The sequence below is a fragment of the Pedobacter zeae genome (assembly GCF_014196715.1).
Classification (GTDB): domain Bacteria; phylum Bacteroidota; class Bacteroidia; order Sphingobacteriales; family Sphingobacteriaceae; genus Pedobacter; species Pedobacter zeae.
This window is the reverse complement of record NZ_JACIEF010000002.1, coordinates 417,730-435,693: the sequence shown is the minus strand read 5'-3', so window position 1 is coordinate 435,693 and position 17,964 is coordinate 417,730. Positions and strand designations below refer to the sequence as shown.

Annotated in this window: 20 protein-coding genes and 1 tRNA gene; 5 read left to right on the top strand and 16 right to left on the bottom strand. The window is 37.9% G+C overall.

Annotated elements, in window-relative coordinates:
* Window positions 1-107 precede the first annotated feature (107 nt).
* The 3 genes from GGQ60_RS08390 (at window position 108) to GGQ60_RS08380 (ending at window position 2,106) form a co-directional block, all read left to right on the top strand.
* On the top strand, window positions 108-554 hold the full coding sequence (locus GGQ60_RS08390; RefSeq protein ID WP_183762303.1) for a DoxX family protein: 447 nt from the start codon (window positions 108-110) through the stop codon (window positions 552-554).
* 172 nt (window positions 555-726) lie between these two features.
* Window positions 727-811: transfer RNA gene (locus tag GGQ60_RS08385), tRNA-Ser, on the top strand.
* Window positions 812-900: 89 nt separating this feature from the next.
* Window positions 901-2,106, top strand: a complete 1,206-nt coding sequence (locus GGQ60_RS08380) for a tyrosine-type recombinase/integrase (RefSeq protein WP_183762300.1) — start codon at window positions 901-903, stop codon at window positions 2,104-2,106.
* Between the two features lie 4 nt (window positions 2,107-2,110).
* Here the strand turns inward: GGQ60_RS08380 and GGQ60_RS08375 are convergent, their stop codons facing one another.
* The 12 genes from GGQ60_RS08375 to GGQ60_RS08320 form a co-directional block, all read right to left on the bottom strand.
* A complete protein-coding gene (locus tag GGQ60_RS08375) occupies window positions 2,111-2,827 on the bottom strand; it encodes an SOS response-associated peptidase (protein WP_183762297.1) in 717 nt (238 codons plus the stop codon).
* 16 nt (window positions 2,828-2,843) lie between these two features.
* Window positions 2,844-3,116, bottom strand: coding sequence for a hypothetical protein (locus GGQ60_RS08370; protein ID WP_183762294.1), 273 nt, complete (start codon window positions 3,114-3,116; stop codon window positions 2,844-2,846).
* Between the two features lie 4 nt (window positions 3,117-3,120).
* Window positions 3,121-3,564: a hypothetical protein gene (locus GGQ60_RS08365; protein ID WP_183762291.1), complete on the bottom strand. Its 444-nt coding sequence runs from the start codon at window positions 3,562-3,564 to the stop codon at window positions 3,121-3,123.
* Between the two features lie 42 nt (window positions 3,565-3,606).
* On the bottom strand, window positions 3,607-3,978 hold the full coding sequence (locus tag GGQ60_RS08360) for a hypothetical protein (RefSeq protein ID WP_183762288.1): 372 nt from the start codon (window positions 3,976-3,978) through the stop codon (window positions 3,607-3,609).
* A 113-nt stretch (window positions 3,979-4,091) separates the two neighbouring features.
* Window positions 4,092-4,520: a hypothetical protein gene (locus tag GGQ60_RS08355; protein ID WP_183762285.1), complete on the bottom strand. Its 429-nt coding sequence runs from the start codon at window positions 4,518-4,520 to the stop codon at window positions 4,092-4,094.
* Between the two features lie 7 nt (window positions 4,521-4,527).
* On the bottom strand, window positions 4,528-4,878 hold the full coding sequence (locus tag GGQ60_RS08350; RefSeq protein WP_183762282.1) for a hypothetical protein: 351 nt from the start codon (window positions 4,876-4,878) through the stop codon (window positions 4,528-4,530).
* A 1-nt stretch (window position 4,879) separates the two neighbouring features.
* Window positions 4,880-5,296 (bottom strand): M15 family metallopeptidase, encoded by a 417-nt coding sequence (locus tag GGQ60_RS08345; protein ID WP_183762279.1) that lies wholly within the window; start codon window positions 5,294-5,296, stop codon window positions 4,880-4,882.
* Window positions 5,296-5,628: a hypothetical protein gene (locus tag GGQ60_RS08340; protein WP_183762276.1), complete on the bottom strand. Its 333-nt coding sequence runs from the start codon at window positions 5,626-5,628 to the stop codon at window positions 5,296-5,298. The genes GGQ60_RS08345 and GGQ60_RS08340 overlap by 1 nt, the downstream gene beginning before the upstream one ends.
* 11 nt (window positions 5,629-5,639) lie before the next feature.
* A complete protein-coding gene (locus GGQ60_RS08335) occupies window positions 5,640-8,627 on the bottom strand; it encodes a hypothetical protein (protein WP_183762273.1) in 2,988 nt (995 codons plus the stop codon).
* 1 nt (window position 8,628) lies between these two features.
* Complete coding sequence (locus GGQ60_RS08330) at window positions 8,629-9,393, bottom strand: hypothetical protein (protein WP_183762270.1); 765 nt, start codon at window positions 9,391-9,393, stop codon at window positions 8,629-8,631.
* A gap of 2 nt (window positions 9,394-9,395) precedes the next feature.
* The gene (locus tag GGQ60_RS08325; protein ID WP_183762266.1) at window positions 9,396-11,387 is read right to left on the bottom strand and encodes a hypothetical protein; all 1,992 of its coding nucleotides are present in this window, start codon (window positions 11,385-11,387) and stop codon (window positions 9,396-9,398) included.
* Window positions 11,388-11,750: 363 nt separating this feature from the next.
* Window positions 11,751-15,050 carry a tape measure protein gene (locus GGQ60_RS08320; protein WP_183762263.1) on the bottom strand — a complete coding sequence of 1,100 codons (3,300 nt, stop codon included), beginning with the start codon at window positions 15,048-15,050 and terminating at the stop codon, window positions 11,751-11,753.
* Between the two features lie 115 nt (window positions 15,051-15,165).
* On the opposite strand from GGQ60_RS08320, the gene GGQ60_RS08315 reads away from it, so the two are divergent.
* Window positions 15,166-15,504 (top strand): hypothetical protein, encoded by a 339-nt coding sequence (locus GGQ60_RS08315; RefSeq protein ID WP_183762258.1) that lies wholly within the window; start codon window positions 15,166-15,168, stop codon window positions 15,502-15,504.
* A 2-nt stretch (window positions 15,505-15,506) separates the two neighbouring features.
* Window positions 15,507-15,956: a hypothetical protein gene (locus GGQ60_RS08310; RefSeq protein WP_183762255.1), complete on the top strand. Its 450-nt coding sequence runs from the start codon at window positions 15,507-15,509 to the stop codon at window positions 15,954-15,956.
* Here GGQ60_RS08310 and GGQ60_RS08305 read toward each other — a convergent pair.
* The 4 genes from GGQ60_RS08305 to GGQ60_RS08290 all read right to left on the bottom strand — a co-directional run bounded on the left by GGQ60_RS08305 (window position 15,951) and on the right by GGQ60_RS08290 (window position 17,808).
* Window positions 15,951-16,217 carry a hypothetical protein gene (locus GGQ60_RS08305; RefSeq protein ID WP_183762252.1) on the bottom strand — a complete coding sequence of 89 codons (267 nt, stop codon included), beginning with the start codon at window positions 16,215-16,217 and terminating at the stop codon, window positions 15,951-15,953. The genes GGQ60_RS08310 and GGQ60_RS08305 overlap by 6 nt on opposite strands.
* Window positions 16,218-16,236: 19 nt before the next feature.
* On the bottom strand, window positions 16,237-17,046 hold the full coding sequence (locus GGQ60_RS08300) for a hypothetical protein (RefSeq protein ID WP_183762249.1): 810 nt from the start codon (window positions 17,044-17,046) through the stop codon (window positions 16,237-16,239).
* On the bottom strand, window positions 17,036-17,236 hold the full coding sequence (locus tag GGQ60_RS08295; RefSeq protein ID WP_183762246.1) for a hypothetical protein: 201 nt from the start codon (window positions 17,234-17,236) through the stop codon (window positions 17,036-17,038). The genes GGQ60_RS08300 and GGQ60_RS08295 overlap by 11 nt, the downstream gene beginning before the upstream one ends.
* Window positions 17,237-17,385: 149 nt before the next feature.
* Window positions 17,386-17,808, bottom strand: a complete 423-nt coding sequence (locus tag GGQ60_RS08290) for a hypothetical protein (RefSeq protein ID WP_183762242.1) — start codon at window positions 17,806-17,808, stop codon at window positions 17,386-17,388.
* Window positions 17,809-17,964 lie beyond the last annotated feature (156 nt).

Here is a 17,964-nt window from a genome sequence, read left to right as displayed (position 1 = left end):
GTTAACATCCTGAAAAGAACCAAAATCTACTCAATTTCAAACAATTAGTTACACATTGTTATTATAATTTATTATGCGTAAATTGTTCTAACCAAAATATAGAAGTTATGAACATGCTTAAAAAAATCCAGCACTGGGGCGATCATCATCACCCAAAATGGTTAGACTATTTCAGAATTTTATTAGGTCTTATTTTAATTTGGAAGGGCATCGATTTTTATATCAACATGCAGGCGTTTAACCACCTCATGCGGGGTGCATTTTTAGGTACTGCCATCAGCATCAGTTTACTGGCCCACCTGATCATTTTAATGCATATTATCGGGGGCATGGCCATTGCCCTGGGTACGTATACCCGCTTGTTCTGCCTGCTTAATTTACCGATATTGATTGGAGCAGTTTTCTTTATCAATATTTCCGGTGGTATCTTTAAACCCTATTCAGAATTTTGGTTTTCGGTTTCCGTATTGATCGGACTAGTTTGTTTTGCCATTGAAGGCAATGGTATTCTATCGGTAGACCGGGAAAAAATTTACCCTAAGCAGGCGCTTTAATTTAAATATAAAGCCCAAAAATCTTTGTTAAAGTAACCTTTATTGACGCTTTAACTGCTTTTTTAACATTTTTATACTTGCTAACCAGATGATTAGCAAGACTTAAAATATTTATGCAAATATTTGAATCGAAATCATTTGCAGATTGGCGCCAAGTTCGTACTTTTGCAGCGGAGAGCTGGCAGAGTGGTCGAATGCGGCAGTCTTGAAAACTGTTGACTGTAACAGGTCCGGGGGTTCGAATCCCTCGCTCTCCGCATTACAGCGAAAGGAGTCCGTAGGGGCTCCTTTTTCCGTTTATACACATATCGGGGGCAAAACGGGGGCACGGAAAAAAATAAGGTTTATGGCGATTAAGAAATATAAAAAAGCTAAGATCTACAGAGGAAAAACAGGAGATCCAAAAGAAAAGTGGTATGTCTCCTATTCCTTTTTAAATCCATTCACCGCTAAGTTTGATCGCTTCAGGGCTTATGAAGGAATCAATTATATTGATGACCTTCAGGAAAAAGAAGCTTTTGCGAATGAACTTGCGAATGAAATTAATGCCAGACTTATTGCCGGCTATGATCCATTTATGGCCGAACAAAAAACAAATGAAATCATACATGATTTAAAGGCAGAAGCTATACTGCAGGAAAATCAAAAGTCGCCGACATTACTTGATGCCTTTAAGATTTTCATCAATAAAAAAGAAGAAAAGAACCTGGCTAAAGATTCCATGACTTCGTACAACAGCTACATAGCAAAGTTTGAAAATTACCTTTTTGAAAATAGACTTGCCGATGTAAGGCTAAATTCTATTGATACCAAGTTTATTTCGGATATGCTAAGCTGGATGAAAGGTCATCACAACTGGAATGAAACCACATATAACAATCATTTAAGGTTTTGGGTAACCCTACTCAACTGGTTTGCAAAAGCACCCCGTAAGTGGATTCGCCGCGATGATTTCCATATCGGTGCTGATAGTGAGCTTGAGCAGAAAGTTGCCCGTCCAATGAAACACCAATACTTCGGTGAAACTGTTGGCAATGCAGTTAAAGAAGAATTTAAGAAGTTCCCTAAAATGGAATTTTATTCTAAATTTATTTACTTCAGCTGCATGCGCCCGGATGAGATCCGTAATCTTAAGATTGAAAATGTAGATTTGAACGGCCGGTACATGAAGATTGTTGGAAAGACCAAAAGCCGTACCGTGCCCATTTGCGATGAACTTTCTGATATGTTGGAGTCATTAAATTTAGAAAAATACCCGGCTAACTACTACGTAATCGGTAAATCGGGTGGAGTTGATTCCGCAATGCATAGTGAAAATTATTTTTCTAGGCCTTTCAGAGAAGATATTAAGGAAAAATTAGGCTTATCAAAAGACTTTACACTTTACGGATGGAAACATACCAGGGTTGTTGATTTATTGAATGCCGGCTATTCTGATGCCGAAATTATGAATCTAACCGGTCACACTGACACAAGCAGCTACGATAAATATAAAAGAGACCTGGTTAATCATATTAAAACCAGATTGCGCGGTAAAACTATCGGTTGGTAGTAGCCTATAACAAAGTTGTTTCTGGCACCTCTTTTAAGGCCTCAGGGTTATTGCCAATTTTAATCAAATCCCGGTCAACCCTGTAGGCTGCCATATTGGTATCATCGCACGGCTCCATTAGATGAATAATTTCTTCCTTACTGGTTGATGGATCTAACCAGGCATTTATTTGATCATTCGAAATAATTATCGGTTGCCGCTTTTCAGTGTTGTGAATGCTGGCCATCAATTCATTTGCAGGCCCCGTTACTATGGAATATGATTTATGCCATTTGTTTGTAGCAGGGTCTTTATAAACGGCATAGATACAGGCAAAATTGAAAAATCGGTGGTCCTTCGGATGAATATAATAAGGTAACTTATCATTACCTACCTTTTTATATTCGAAGAAACCATTTACTGGCATTATGCACCTTTTGGCCATAATAGAGTTCTTAAACGAGGATAATTCAAATATTGTTTCTGACCTGGCATTTAATGTTTTCTTTGCCCTTTTAAGCATTTCATCCATTGAATAACCCCAATTAGCCATTAATCCCCACTGCATTCTTTCAACTACTCTCATTCCTTCATTAGCGGTGACTGTAATCAATTGAGGATGGTCAAATCCATTTGCATGATAATATATTTTATCGTTTAAATCAGCTTCATTGATGAGTTGTGCAGAATAATACTCTGCGTATTCATAAGGTTTGTTAGTTTGGGTTGCTCGGTAACACATAACACTAAGTTAGCGATTAATCACCAAAAATGTAATCACCTGAAGCTTCATATTCAAAAGTAGCTGTTTTGCTTCCGTCTTCGGTTTTAAGGACACCTGTAAAGCTCATCGGATATTCGCCTTGATCGTACCAAGATACTTCAGCGCCTTTTGCCGCCTTTTCAATATCTACGTCGTTTTTGACTTTGATGTTTAAGGTTTGTTTGTCTTCGCTGAACTCTGAGCTAATCTCGTAATCTCTGTAATAAGCCATCAGCTCTTCAGCGTCTTGCAAGGTTAAATTTTCCATGATTTTAGTTTATGTAAATTTCTTCTGTTTTATCGTTCTGAGATAAATTGATTACCATAGTTTTATCGAAAAGCACGATTTCATTAATCTGGTCCCGAATCGCATTTGCGAATTCAGACAAATCGAGATCCGGATGAGCGATTACCCTTAAATTCTGATCATCTTCCCATTCCCAATATGCTATGCTTTCACCGAACAAATCTTTTAACGCATACGGTAAATTCTCCATGGCTTTTTCTTCTTTTAAGGCCATGGATAAATCAGGTAATTCTTCTAAAAGTAGTGGGTCGGTGGTTTCCCATCCGTATGGAGATTGTTCGTTTTCTACCATGCTTCCCAGGTAAGTGTCGCCGATTGTAACATTTAAAACCTCATCATCCTGGTCAATGGTAACCAGCATAGGCGACCCAACCTTTGTTGGTATGTATGTAAAAGTTCTGGTGTGCATAATTTGGGTGTTTAGCATAAATTTAACACAAAAATGTTAAGATTAGTTTTGCTTTCTAAGTTTTGGTTTAGCCATTTCCTGGTAATAGGTAATTACTTTTTTATTGAAATCCTCTATTTTATTGATTAACACTTTCTTTTCTTCGCTGTGTTTAATTTCCATATCAGAAAGTTGTTTGAAAGCTGCAGTTATGCCATTTCTGGGATCACGAATAGATATTTGAGTTAAAAAATTGAGCATCTTAACGCTGTTTTGATCTTTTTCGTGAAATTCATCATAAAACTCATCTGGTGTCCACCACCGCAAGGATTCTTTATTAAAGATCCAGCAATAGTTTTCCCTGGCTTCGGAAATAACATGCCCGATGCTTGAAAACCTTGGCTTAGGTACACGAAACTCATAACCACCATTCATAATGCAAAGTTTACTAATATTTTTAGTAATCGCAAATAATCTTCACAACCTGTCGTAAAAGAAAAAGCCTCTCATTTCTGAAAGGCTCTATTGTGTTGGCATTTTGCGGTAGGCTAATTTACTAATTTTACCACATTCCAGTATGCAGTTTTGATAGTTGTTGATGCCTGATCAAATGGCAATCCCGTAACTTCCTCTGTAAACCTGGTGGCCAAAGACTGCTTATCTACTTTGGTGAGTTCGGATGTTGGTTTATCAGTAAGATCCAATTCAGCAAGTAAATTGTGCAATATTGATCTTAACCAAGCCACGGCCTTATCATCTACCTCACCAGGTATAGCGGCCGTAATTAAATCAATACCGGGACCATCCACAAAAGATTTTACGCGCTCTATAATCTGAACGATATTAATCAAGTCAGGTTTTAATTCTTCTGCAATGTTTTTCCAAAGCTTTTTAAGCCAGGATTCATAATTGTTCATGAATAATGCTGCAATGCTGGCAAACACCCTACCCAGCCAAGTTTTCTTTTCTGTTGACATATTGAATTTATTTAAATGTTTCCCGTGCTTTGTTTTGTATTTTCTCAAATAATCCCGCCACCTCATTGTTTAGTGCCCCGATTAGTACTGCAAGCCACATAGTGAGCTCCTTACCTAACAGCTCGTTGCAAAACCTGAATGCCAGAAAAGTGAGGCAGATACCGGTAATTAATTGCAGGAAGTTATCTTGTATTAAAAACTTCCACGAGAAAGCATAAGGAGTAGAATCGCTTAGCTTATCTCTGTTAGTCGCCTTAAGCCTTAAGCTTATTAAGGCCCCAATTAGCGCAAATACAAATGCTGCGCAATACGTAGGCACATCAACAGTTCCCAGTAATAGTTGTTGTAATTTTTCCATATTATTTTAATTGAAAATGAGGTGGATCGTATGGTTTTTTCCAATCTCCGCCCCAGGTTATACCAATATTTAATTCTTTCGCTACTTTTTTAATGTGATCAGCTATTGATTTTAACTTAACAGAATCATTAAAATCAACTTTCCCTTTAATAAATGGGTATAGGTCAACAGCATGGCCGAAACCATCAGATTTCACCTGGTGATTTGATTTGTTTTTTACACCATCTGCAAATGTTACAATACTTCCTTTTGCTGTTCTCCCTTGTGCGTACAGCATCATTTGCCTTGCCTGGGTTCTTACTCCCTCAACTACTGTAAAATCAAATGGAGTATTTACTATAGCTGCTTTTATAAGACTTACCAGATCAGGATGAACGCCAATTAAATTCTGTACACTTCTTTTTCCTAAAATTGCCATTATTGATTCTCCTGTTCTATTTTGGTAATTCGTAATGATAATTTATCCTCCAGCGCTGCTATTTGTTTTCTCAGCTCTCTTTCGGTTTCCTGATGGCCATTAATAATTTTCAGGCATTGTATTTCCCGTTCCTGAGAAGCCTTAATCTGCTCACCCTGGTATTTAACCTGCGCGCGTAGATCATCAATTAAATCGCCATAAGTTTTACCAATAACATTTTCAGTTTCCGCTTTTATCTTACCCCTGTTTGATAACCATAAAATCAAGGCACTGAATGTACCTCCTGTTATTAGTGATAAAATAATATTCAATGTATATGATTCGATTTTCATACTATTTAGAATTAAAACTTACCTATAATGTAATATTGTCCAGCGCCGGCGCTTTGTAAAACATATCCTGACTGATCAACAGTTAAATCTTTTGTTGATACACCATCAATTGCTGAGGCCGAAATCGTTATAGTATTTGTGCCGCCATTTACCCGCTTAACGACATATATCTTTCCTATGTCTGAATTTGGAAGGGTAATAGTAGCATTAACGGTTCCGCCTTGAACTAAAACAGTATAGTCGGTTTCTAAGACAGTGTAATTAGTGTTTGCAGCAATTCCTTTTTGTGCTAAACTTAATGCATTAGCGGTTACTGTTGTGCTGCTTAACCCAAAGGGGAAATTAACCGTATTGGTAACCTGCATCATTTCAACACCGTTTCTTATAACCTTAACATCTTGCGCGTTCGTAGTTCCAATGAGCATGGTTCCGGTTGTCGAATTACCGTTTGTATAAGCAACCCCGTTTATGCTTAGAGTTGATGTAGTGTTGTTCCAATTTAATGGAGCCGTTGTTGTAATTGCTTTATTAATCCAATTAGTCCCGTTATAGGTCACTAAATCGCCGGGTGAAGGGCTTACCACGCTAATGCTTTGACTATTCCATTTAGTAGAATTTGGAACTGATGCAGAAGTTTTAAGAATACCTGTAGGATCTGCAACAATAGATCTATCTCCCGTACCAGATAAATTATTAATATTAAGCGACCCATTTATCTGTACAGTTGCGTTACTGCCGTTTTCACCTGATGCACCTATAAATAGTTTACCACCCAAATCTTGCAATGATAGGTTTTCTATTCCGCTAGATGCATTATATGCTCCTATCCTTGCGTAAGGCATGTCGCCTCCGATATAAACGTAAGGAAGTCCTGTATTAGCGAAAGTAGCTATAGTTTTGTAGTGTAAGGAATTTCCATCAAACCTTGATTCACCGCCAAAGTAATTTTTATCTAATGTGCTTTCTTGATAGATAGCGTAAGGATTCGTTATACCCGGATATGCCTGCCTGTCAATTTTTATTCCTCCACCATTATTAATTGTACCGCCTGAAATTATCGGGCTATATAGCCTCAATGAAAACGCATTACCTATTGACCCGTCACTATTTACCACAATTGATGATAACCCATTCATATCAGTTATGGAACCTGATCCTGAATTGACTATACCCGAGTTTACCCCGGACAGTATATTTGCTGAATTGCTTCCCTTTTTATATACAGAGCTGCTAATACCATACAATGGGAAGGTAGTGTTTGCGGTCGGCTCAAACTCTGTCAAGCTTGATAGAGTAGAATAAGGTGAATTAATTATGCCAACACTTTTTCTAGCTTGTAAATTGTACGAATACCTTGTGTCCCCTGGTGTTAGATCTGAGTTGTCTCCAACGGTCGTTTGGCCAAACACATTCTGCGTGTTTATGTACCCTATTAACTGTGCAATCCTTAAGTTACCGGTCGCATTAATATGCGTTCCATCCCCGCTGTCATAGGATGCATTTAAATTGGTTCCTGTACCCAATAATGGAGTGTAAGCATCAATATAATTTGAAGGAAAATTTGCTTTTAATGCATTGAGAAACGGCAACATACTCCTTGTATTGTTAGGGGGTGGAGCTATGAAGGTTACTGGTATTGAATACTTCGACAAACTATCAGATATAATATATAAGTTTTGCAGCCAAACTGAAACATCCGAATCATTCGTGCCTATCAAGATATATACATGGCTTGGCCTGAAATCTATGATAGAAGGGATTTTTTTTACAACTTCCTCACTTCTGTCGCCTCCACCGGCACTTATTTGGGCATTGATTAAGTAACCAAATCTGTTAAACGAAGTGCCAGCTGAATTACCGTTGACAATGCTATCTCCAATGAGCAAAGGATAATTGTAAACCTCTGTTGTGCTGTAGGCTATTTCAAATATTTCGTATGCTCCAGCACTGTTATTTCCTTTTATAGACATAACAGATGTGTTATGTCCGAACGGTTGTTGCACAGCCATATGTGCGTAGCTTAATTTAATCGTGTAGCTTATTGATGTGTTTTGCGTACTGTCTTTAACAGTTATCAGGTAGTTTAATGCTCCCAAAGATGACATAGTAATTTTCATTATGTCGCCGGCATTATAAGACAATGCTTCGCTACTGTATGTTGTCGAACCGTCGAAACTAGCATAAGCACCTATTTTACCAGCGTTAACGCCGCTCTCCTGAAAAAATACATAATTACTTCCGTCAGCCGCCGGGTTTAAACTTTTAAAACCTATTGATGGAGATATTCCTTTGACGCCATTTGTAGCCTTATACACAAAAGACACAGTGCTTATTTCCGTTAGATCGGGCTTCTTTAAAGATAAATAACCAGTTTCAGATGCTGGAACTACAATTTTACCGGAAGCAACCGTATATGACCCCGTTTTATCAAAATCAGTTAGGCTTCCCCAATAGTTTTTTTTGTAAATATCATATATTGGGTTTCTACCACTTTTGGCGTTAATATATTTCTTGCTATTTTGCGTAAACTGCTTAACAAACTTAGTATTGGCAGCTTTGCTAGTGCTGTCTGTAGTAGCCAGATCAGGAGTTAAAAGCTCAATACCTACATTAACATTTCCTCCGTTAATTGTAGTAACACCTGCTTCATTTGAGAAACTTCCAAGGCCAGGAGCAAGTAACGTGGTAGCGGTAGGGCTATCAAATCTGCCGATTCCGTTAATATTGAAGCTGGCGCTTTGAGGTGTTCCGGTGTTGTTGTTTTGGATATAATTAGTACTTCCTGATATTGGAGCCTTTAAAGCCAAAAGGGAATCAACGTATTTTTTAGTCCCGATCACACGGAATTTGGCTGAACCGGTTCCGGCAATGATATTTCCATCAGGAGTAATGTACAGCTGATTGCCGTAAGGCTTTGAACCCGTAGGCAATGTGTCGTAAGTTTGGGCAATCGCTCCAAAGCTTATAAAGAGTAGTAAAATTGATAGTAACTTTTTCATTTTAAATGAAGGTTAATTCTCCTGAATACAGGATGTTTTCGATGAGTACTTGATTTATGTTTCCGTTTCCGGGATCAGTAGTATATTTTACATTCGCCTCGAATGGAACATGAAATCCCGTATCATCTTCGCCAACTACTAAAGCTTTAAATATTGTGTTGCCAAATACCTCGGCATAGGTTTTACTAGAGGCTGGCAATGTATCAGTCTGCCAATTATTGATAAGCATTTGGGCAGTTGCTGAAACAGGAATGGACGGCCTCGGATCATTACCCCCAATCCTACGCCACTTGGAAGAGTCTGAATCAGGCGTAACATTATTATCGGATAAGGCCAGGTAAATCCCGGCACCGTAAATTACAACAGAATCCTTCCTATAAATGGCATCATCAACGGGGGCAATCCATTCGCCTTTAAATGGGAATAGTGTACTATCAGCAGCTTTTAAAGGCGTAATTGCCTTTTGGTCATCTTCACCAGCATCCACTTCATCCATTGTAGCAATTTGAATAATGCCTCTTTGTGATTCGGATGCATTGGGGATTGAATTACCTACGTTATCGAATAATTCATCTATCTGTGTTTTGGTGTAAAAAGGACCAGTAAGATCAATTTCGAAATAACCGTTACCATTGAACCTGATAAGACGCAGTTTTCCGGCCGATGTCAGAACACCGGAAACGACAATTTCCTCAATGGTTTCGTTGTACTTGCCTCTAAAGCCTAGCTCGAGGGTGTCGCTACTTTCTATTTTTCTGACTGCCATCTTTAATTGAAATCATTGAACTTACATTGTTCGATTTCAGGCGACAGTCCCGTAGCGGCCTCAAATTGTGAAAAGTTCCAGTCGCTGTATGCTGTACAGTCGAACTGGTCACCCAAAATTGCATATTTTTTTCGTAAAACCAAAGTAGTCATTTCAGATACTGGATTATACTGAATGCTAATTGGATAACCTGCATGGTAACTACCTTCGTTGTCTCTAACCCGGATATATCCATAATTCCTTCCGGTTGTGTCCAGGTTTTGCAGGCACCGTTTTATATCGGTTATTTCTTCAATGCTTAGAGCGGCTTTAAACGTTATTTTTTCCGGTGCAAATATGCGGTCAAAACGATCCAGCTCGCCAAGCATTACATCTGCCTTTTCAGTTGTCAAAAGCTTATCAGGATCTCCAATATTGGAAGTTTCACCAGCATTAAATTGAGTGGTCAAATCACCGTTTTTACTGAAAAATGTATTCTTAACGAGTTCAAAACTCTTTTTAAAAACAAGTCCAGTGTTTAAAAGCTTTGCCCATGCCTGCAGCATCCTTTTAGGGCTTAGGCGTATATTATAAGAAGTTTCCGGACTTATAACCCCGGTAATAGGCGAAACAAACGACTCATCCTTTTCAGGAACCCAATCAGATCCGCTTTGGTTAAGGGTAATTACAAAGTTGTCCTCGTCATATTTCCATGAATCCATTTCAGTATCAGCGAACTTTTTACGCCTGGTAAGTTCAATAGCATATCCTGAAGCGATAAACTTAGAAAGCTGGCTTAACTTCTTTTTGTAGGAGGCTATTGGCGTGATATAAGAATGTTTGGTATTGAACTCATCCAAAGTCGTTACCTCATCTTCAGGATATTTATTATATCCTATCTCAACCTCATTGAATACAAAATCAAGATCCATTTCCTCGTAATAATCCCTTACCGAATTGGTTATTGTCATGATCTCCACATCCCGGTAGAAATAATCAAATCTTTCAATCCTGTAATAATAATTACCTTCAGAATCCATTTCATAGGCGGCACCGATGCACCTCATTGCGTTAAGGCTTTCAATGAAATCTTTTAGACTTACTATAACAGGCCTTTTTTCCTTTGAGAAATTACGAATCTGGTAACCGCCAGTAACAGCCATCTTAGCACTTTGGCCCATAGCAGAATAACCAATGTCAGGACGGCCAAGTAAATTGCTTTTGATATAGCCTTTATTATCCGATATGCTTTTAACAATCCTATCTCCTACCTCATGAATAAGGTAAGCTTCGGTGGTAGACGGCTTTGATTCGGTCCTGCCTTCCATCTTTACTATCTGCTTGAGCATGTGGGTGCCTATTTTGTCAGATGACCAGTTTCTATCTCCATCATAAGAGAATCTACCATACAAATAAAGCTTATCGCCCACAACGAGGTCTAAGTATGGCAACCCATCTTTGAAGGTATTTCGTGATCCGCTCCACTCTATCCATAAGTCGTGATCTTCTGTGTAACCAGATATCCTGTCACCAACACTATATCTGGTGATTATGCCGCCATTATCATGAACCAAAAACCATTGGTAATCCCATGATAAAATACGTCCAGGCCTTCCAACACCTTTTTTTGGCCTTAAGTAAACACTTAACCTTGTTTTTAGCTGGATATCAATTGTAAACCTGCCGTTTGATTTAAGATTCCAGTCCCACTTATCATTTTCAACTGGATTTGCCTTGAATACCCCGAAGGCATTAGTACCAGCAGTATCGATTTCGTTTGTTGTGGCACTGGTAAAATCGGCCTGAAAAAAGTATTCGCGTTGCTCATCCCTTGGAAACTCCATTTCGTAGGGTTGATTAGGAGTTTCTTCGTTTAATATAAACTTTTCAATAATCGCCTTACTATGCAACGGTAAAACAATACTGGCCATTTCCGTCATCAGGGTGCCGTCTATTGTTTTTTGACTTGTAAGTGTTACAGGCGTTTCGAACCTAGTTTGAATTTTATCATCCAAAGTTTTACGTTTAACATTGCAGTCAAGCGAATTATATGTTTTGCGGTATGGAGAATTTAAATCAAGATAACCTTCATAATCAGCCCGGAAAACATTTTCGATGAGCGGACCGAACTGCAAAATAATGTTTGCATCATTACCGAATTTGTTAAGATCCGAAAGGATATAGCTAATTCCAGAAACTTCAGAAAATGACAATTGAACAGATCCGTCTGAAAATTCAAAATCAACACCATGATAAATTGAATCCCGTTTCAATACAAAATTAACTTTATCCCATCCTATAGGCTCTCTAATAATATAGGTCCCTGTTGATGTTGTTAATCGAAACTGATCGACTACTTCATATAAGTTTTGCATATTTTACCCCCAACTATTTCTTGCGTTTAAGTCTTTAATTCGTGTATTTTGTTCGACCTTAAATTTTCCAAAACCATTTTCATCCCAGAAATATTGATCAAAAGGCATTTTTTCAATTTCCTTTCCTAATCCTTCAATTAATCTATCATAGTCGAATGGCTGCTGATTGCCCTGCATGGTTACATAGTGGTAATTATCCATTTTAGCCATGTTATTACTTAGTTCTGAAGTGTTGCTTAATGAGGTTAGATTTCCTTCACGATCTACAAAAAGCCTGTTGGCGCTTAGCCATTTTTCAGTATCATAGTTATTTTTGATTTTAGTACCACGTTTTAGATGCCTAACCTGCCTTTGTGTAATAAGCTCTTTTGACCCATCAGGGTTAATCTGAAGCTCACGTCCACGTTCAGCAACCTCGGCAAGACCTTCAGGGGCATTCTCTGTACCTGTATAGAATTGAGGAATTGGTTTAGCCAACACTAAGGCCGCCTGAACCAGTCCAACCGCACCCGCAGCGATAGAAAAAGGAATACCTAATATTGGCCCTAATCCAATAGGAGGAGGAGCAAGAGCACCAACAATAGCAGCCGCTGTGTTTATGGCAATGCTAAGTAACGCCATCTCTTTATCAATCTTGGCTTGTTTTCTTCTCTCAGTTCTTATTTTTGAATTATATTTTTCCTCTATTGCTGCTTTAGCGTTTGCATTATCACCTACAGCCTGTACTTCTCGATCTTTTTCAGACTCTAAAACTGATATCCTCGCCTCGGAAGCTGCCTTGAATGTCCCTGATATTCCTGACGCAATTCCATTAGCAATGTTCGCGAAATCTTTAAAACTGATTGTTCCATTATCTACAAAACTATGTAAGCTGTCCGTCATCGATCGGAACATTTCAGCCCATTGGTCACCTATTACGGATGTTACCGATTCAAAACTGTCTTGAATAAGATTTACAATCTCGTGTTGAGTTTCTTTTATAAGCCGCTTCATCTTTTCAGCTTCCTCTTCGGTAAATACCCCGGCAACTTTACTGTTAACTTTTGTAGTTACCTGAGCTGTTTGCGTTACAGGAGTAAGCAAAGACTCGGATGCTTTTTGAGCAGAATCTGGCAGAACCAAACCTCTACTCCAATCTTTTAGATATTCCTGAAGATCATTAGCAATTTTTAATTGTCTATTAACCTCATAAAGCCTTTTCAAAGATTCATCAGATGGCTTAAATAGCTCACCGAACTTTTTACCCTTTATGGCATCTAACTGCAAAGATCTTTCAATTGATTTTTTTTGATCTTCAAGTAATTCAATAGCATCTTTAATATGCTTTTGAGCATCTTTTGCTGCATCACCAAGCTCTTTCAATCTAAGCTTTAAGGCCTTAATGCGGTTGAAAATAGGACTTCCTTCAATAGCGCTACCATCCATTTTGCTTAACTCAGATATTCTTTTACGGATAGCATCTATCGAGTTAAGTTCAGAATCCGCAACCTCTTTAGTGTCTGATATTTGTTGTTGCTTTGCTTGCGCTAATGCCAATCCAATCCTCTTTCTCTGTTCAATTATTCCATTTGCGATAGCAGTGTATTTTGCAACGGTAGCATCATTTGTTTCTCTTAAAGTCCCGTTGGCTACCCCTAATTTAAAATCATTCTGAGCTTTAACTGCAAGCCGCATTGTTTCGGTAAGCTGTTGATACTTAGTTCTTAAGTCTCCTACGGATTTGCCTTCGGTAGAATATTTTTCAGCTTCAGACTGAGCATTTTCATTATTCTTTCTTAAATCCCTTAAGTCATAAACTTTTCTTTGATTTTCTAAACTTCTATTATCAATAGTAAACATGTATCTAATATTCTCCCAAAAGCTACCACGAGTCATTTGGTTAAGCTCATTGATTACAAGCCTGGCTCCTCTTATAATAGGCTGAAAAAGATTTTGATCTAAAAAGCTTCCTTCACCAGCAAAAGATTGCGTTGCTGTTTTAAGTTGCTCTAATTCTGAGTTTAGTCCTTTAATTCCGCCGGCGGCCTTGTAGCCATATTCTTTTTCAAGTTGCCTGGCTAACTTCGGTAACATGTCTGAGGCTACAACCTGGCCTGTTTTGAGCATGTTATTAAGCTCCTTTTCAGTTACCCCCATAGCTTTGGCGGCCAACGCAAATGCGCCAGGTAGGCGTTCAGATAATTGTCCTCTCAGCTCTTCAGCTTGAACATTCCCCTTGGATATCATTTGCTGAATAGCTAGCAAAGACCCTTCAAGTTGATCGCTCGTAAGATGGAATACTGCTGCTGAACGGGTTATGGCCTTAAAAATTCTTTCCGATTCGGCTAGATCAAAGTTTGATGCCCTGGCTGCTGCTGTAAAACTTTTATATGATCTGGCTATAACAAAATATTGAACCCCCAAATCATTCGCTAATTGTTTAAGTTCAGCAAGTTTATTGTTTGCCTCTCCTTCAGATCCAATTATATAGGTTAGAGGAGTTTTAATATTTTGAAACGCCAAAGTTTGAGTAAATACGTATTGCAAAGCAGCTCCTGCTGACAAGTACGAAGATGTAAAGCTTAATAAATCTTGGGTAACACTTTTAAGAGCTCCTTTATAATTTCCAACATTACGCTGATGATTGCCCATTTGAGCATCGAATTTCTTGAGGGCTTCATTTAATGCATTATACTCTTTAATTTGGGCCTTTATTTCAGGAGTAGTATTTTTAAACCCATTCTCGGCGTTTTTAATAGAATTCCCAAGGGCTGTTAATCGCTGCTGTGCCTCACGATATGAGCCAGCAGCGGCAACAACTGCACTCCTAGCCTGACGATTTGCAAGTGTAAGTTGGTTAATTTCAAGCCTTACTTGCTGTGTAGCTCCACGTAATCGCTCTGTTTCAGCTCTGTTTTGCTGATATGCTGTTCTAGCCTGTTGCTCAGCTGAATTACTTTGTTGACGAGCGGCTTTCAAGGCATTGATCTCATTCTTGAGCCTTTGAATTTCAGCCCTATTTGCTTCCAACATCCTGTTATTGGCAGCAATCGCATTGTTTTGGTCAACATAGGCTTTGGCGGCTGTCTCTGCATCCGCAGCTAATTGAGTCAACCTATTTCGGCCACCATCATTTGTAACATTAATGCCCTTTAAAGCATCTGCAAGCTTTTGTAATTCTGACTTTGTTACCGCCGACTGCTTTTGAATTCGCTTTAAATCATCGATAACAGCCTTAGAAAAATGATCTTCAGATTGCTCGAGTTCTTTAAATGCGGCGTCTAAGCCGTCAAAATCGAAGAGTTCTTTATATGAAATTGCCATGGACTGTGATTTTGAGTGATTAATCAGCAGTCCCGTAGCTGGAACTCAAAAGTAAGCATTTAATCTTTACTTATCGTAATTTGATTATATAGGATTTTATTTTCACTTTTATAAAATGAAAAACAAAATATTAATGCTCGCATTATTAACAATTGGATTGTTAGGATGCAAAAAGGAATCAGTGAACCATATTAATTTATATGCAAATGTAGCTGCTAACGGCGCTATAATAACAATTCAAATTTCTGACAGATCTACCGAAAGAATTACTCATACAACATCGCGATTTGACAAGGAATATGAACTGAAATCTGGTGAAACGGTAACATTAACAGCTAGTCAAAATGGAGGGACAAAAACCGGCACCTATGAAGTTGGAATAGTTAAAAATTATAACGAAAATATAGGTAAAGCATCCGGAAATCCTGCCACAGTTTCAGTTACAATACCGTAATAATGGGACTTATAGAAGATCTTTTACGTGAAGATAATGAAATAAGAGTACTTAATGACTCTACATTTCGTTCAGAAGGAGAAGCTTTTTTGTTTATATTATATACTTGTTTGAATTTTAATCCAACATGGAGGCAATCTGAACTTAGTGATATAGTTATGCTTTCTAAGAAAAAGAATATACTAAAAGGAATTGATACTTCTGTTGCTATAAAACGTTTTTTTTCTATTCAGTCTTCTTTCGGAATACATGAGCCAACAAAACTAGCTATAGGATATTTATCATCGGATTCTAAAGCAGCCATATTTATATGCTGCTTGGACTTTACGCTGAGATTTACAAAACAGTTAGAAGGTAGATCACGATATATTGACTATTTAATACAAGAACTAAAGCTTGACAATAAAACATCTATGTTAATTGCCGAAATATTTAGAACAAAGTATCTATAATCCGTCAATACCATTTTCATCTAAAATATTACGAAGCTGATCTTGATGGTCGGCTTTTTCCATTAATAACTCGCTCCAATCTCTTAAATAAAGAGCTGTATCTAGTGTTCCGTTGGTTTGGTGCTTTATTTCGCTTACAATCCTACCCTCTTCATCGGTATATTGACCAATAACAATAAATTTATCAGATTTAGAGAGTAGCTCGAAAGCATCAGCCATCAAATCATTGGTAGGAATATATGCTTTTTTCTTTTTAGACATTAAATCAAAAATAAGCAATTTAACTTATAGTACCATACTTATTAATCTGGCTAAATGCTACATCGTAAAGCTCAATCTCTCCTTTGCTCACGTTTGAAACTTCCCGGATCCCAGGGTTATAAATGCCTTTAGCTCGATAAAGCACACCATTTATAATAATACTATCACATACCCCTAACTCAGTCATTGCCTCGTGGGCGCCATCATCGAAGAAGTAAGTGTTGATTTTAATCTTTCTATCAAGCTCGAGTTTTTCATTTCGAAGCGTGCCAGTACTTACTTCCCGGTACTGATCTAAGTTGCCTTCTCCTGTCCAATCAACCAAACCAATATGCAAACGGATTTTATTCTGAAAGGTAGGATTTTCAGAATACCTGAATTTACTCCGACTTCTTGAATTCCTGTACAAAACAGATACGGTGATATCATGTGCCGCAGCTGAAGTCATTACATTAACAATATTGCTGACGCACTTGATCGTGTTGGCAACTGTATTGCTTATAACGAATTGATATTGGCCGGGAACTACCCCGGTTAAAGTGCCATTGCAAAAAATATTGTAACCTCCGCTATTTGGCAAAGTATCTTTTATAAGTGTAGAAACGTTGGTGTAACTTCGTGATTGACCAACCAGATCAAGCCTTAAATTGGTAAAGTCTGCATCCGAAAAAGCGATATCGCAGTTAATGTAAAAAGAAAACTGTTCGTCAATAGCAATAACAGGCATGTAGCACTTATTTTGACGTTGTGGCAAACGGGGTATGTTGATAGTAGCATCCATTACCTGGTTAGAATACCATCTTATAAAGTTGAATCTGTTAATCTGCATTTTTTTTCTGTTTTAAGTTTTCGGCCTTATCTTCAAAATATTCCATTCTTATTCGAAAATCGTACATGCTAAGGTTTCTGGCGTCTTGCATTCCGGCTTCGCTCAATGATGCACATAGCTTTTCGAATTTCTTTTCATTTTCGATAATTACATTGGTTCCGTTCTCAATTCTGAACCTAACCGGTTTCATTTCATTTATAAAATACCGCTCAACATTCTTAATTCGCCCTTTCCTTTCCTCCGTCGGCTCAATTGCTTGTTCGATTTCAAGTATCTTAAGGTTTCGCAGGTTTTCATAAAAATTGATATCGTCCTGAACTGTATTAGGAAAGTAGAATTTCAGTTCCCCAATAATTTTTTTTTTAATTCCTCTAAAAGAAGATCTACTGATTCCGTACTGATATCGGTGTGTAAAAGTTGCTGGTATACCTCTTCTATATTATCATCGGAAGAAATATCTACCTTTTCACCATTGATTAAATGTACCAGGCAAACAAGCGCTTTACTTTTTATGCTGATGTTATTAATCATGGCATTAAAACAGAATGTAAGATTTATTCTTTCTTCCAAAAGTTCATCATACATTTTTGAATTAAGAAACAAGTCAAACTTTTGGTGATGTTTAGAAACATCGGCCATGGTTGAGCCAATATATTCCTTTTGCATTAGAATCGACTGCAGTAGTTGCCATTTCCACTCAGGCATTTCTTTGATAGAATTGTAAAAAACAATATCTGTTTCGTTTATAGTTACTGTTTTCATGAGAGTCGACTGTATATAAGGTACGTTAAAGCAGTTGAACATGGGAGCATTACCAATGCTTTCCACAATTTCACCTCTAAAGGAAAAAATGCGATAGCAGATAATAGGAACCCGATCCAAAAAATATGGCAGAATAAGCAGGGCTCAAGCTTAAAC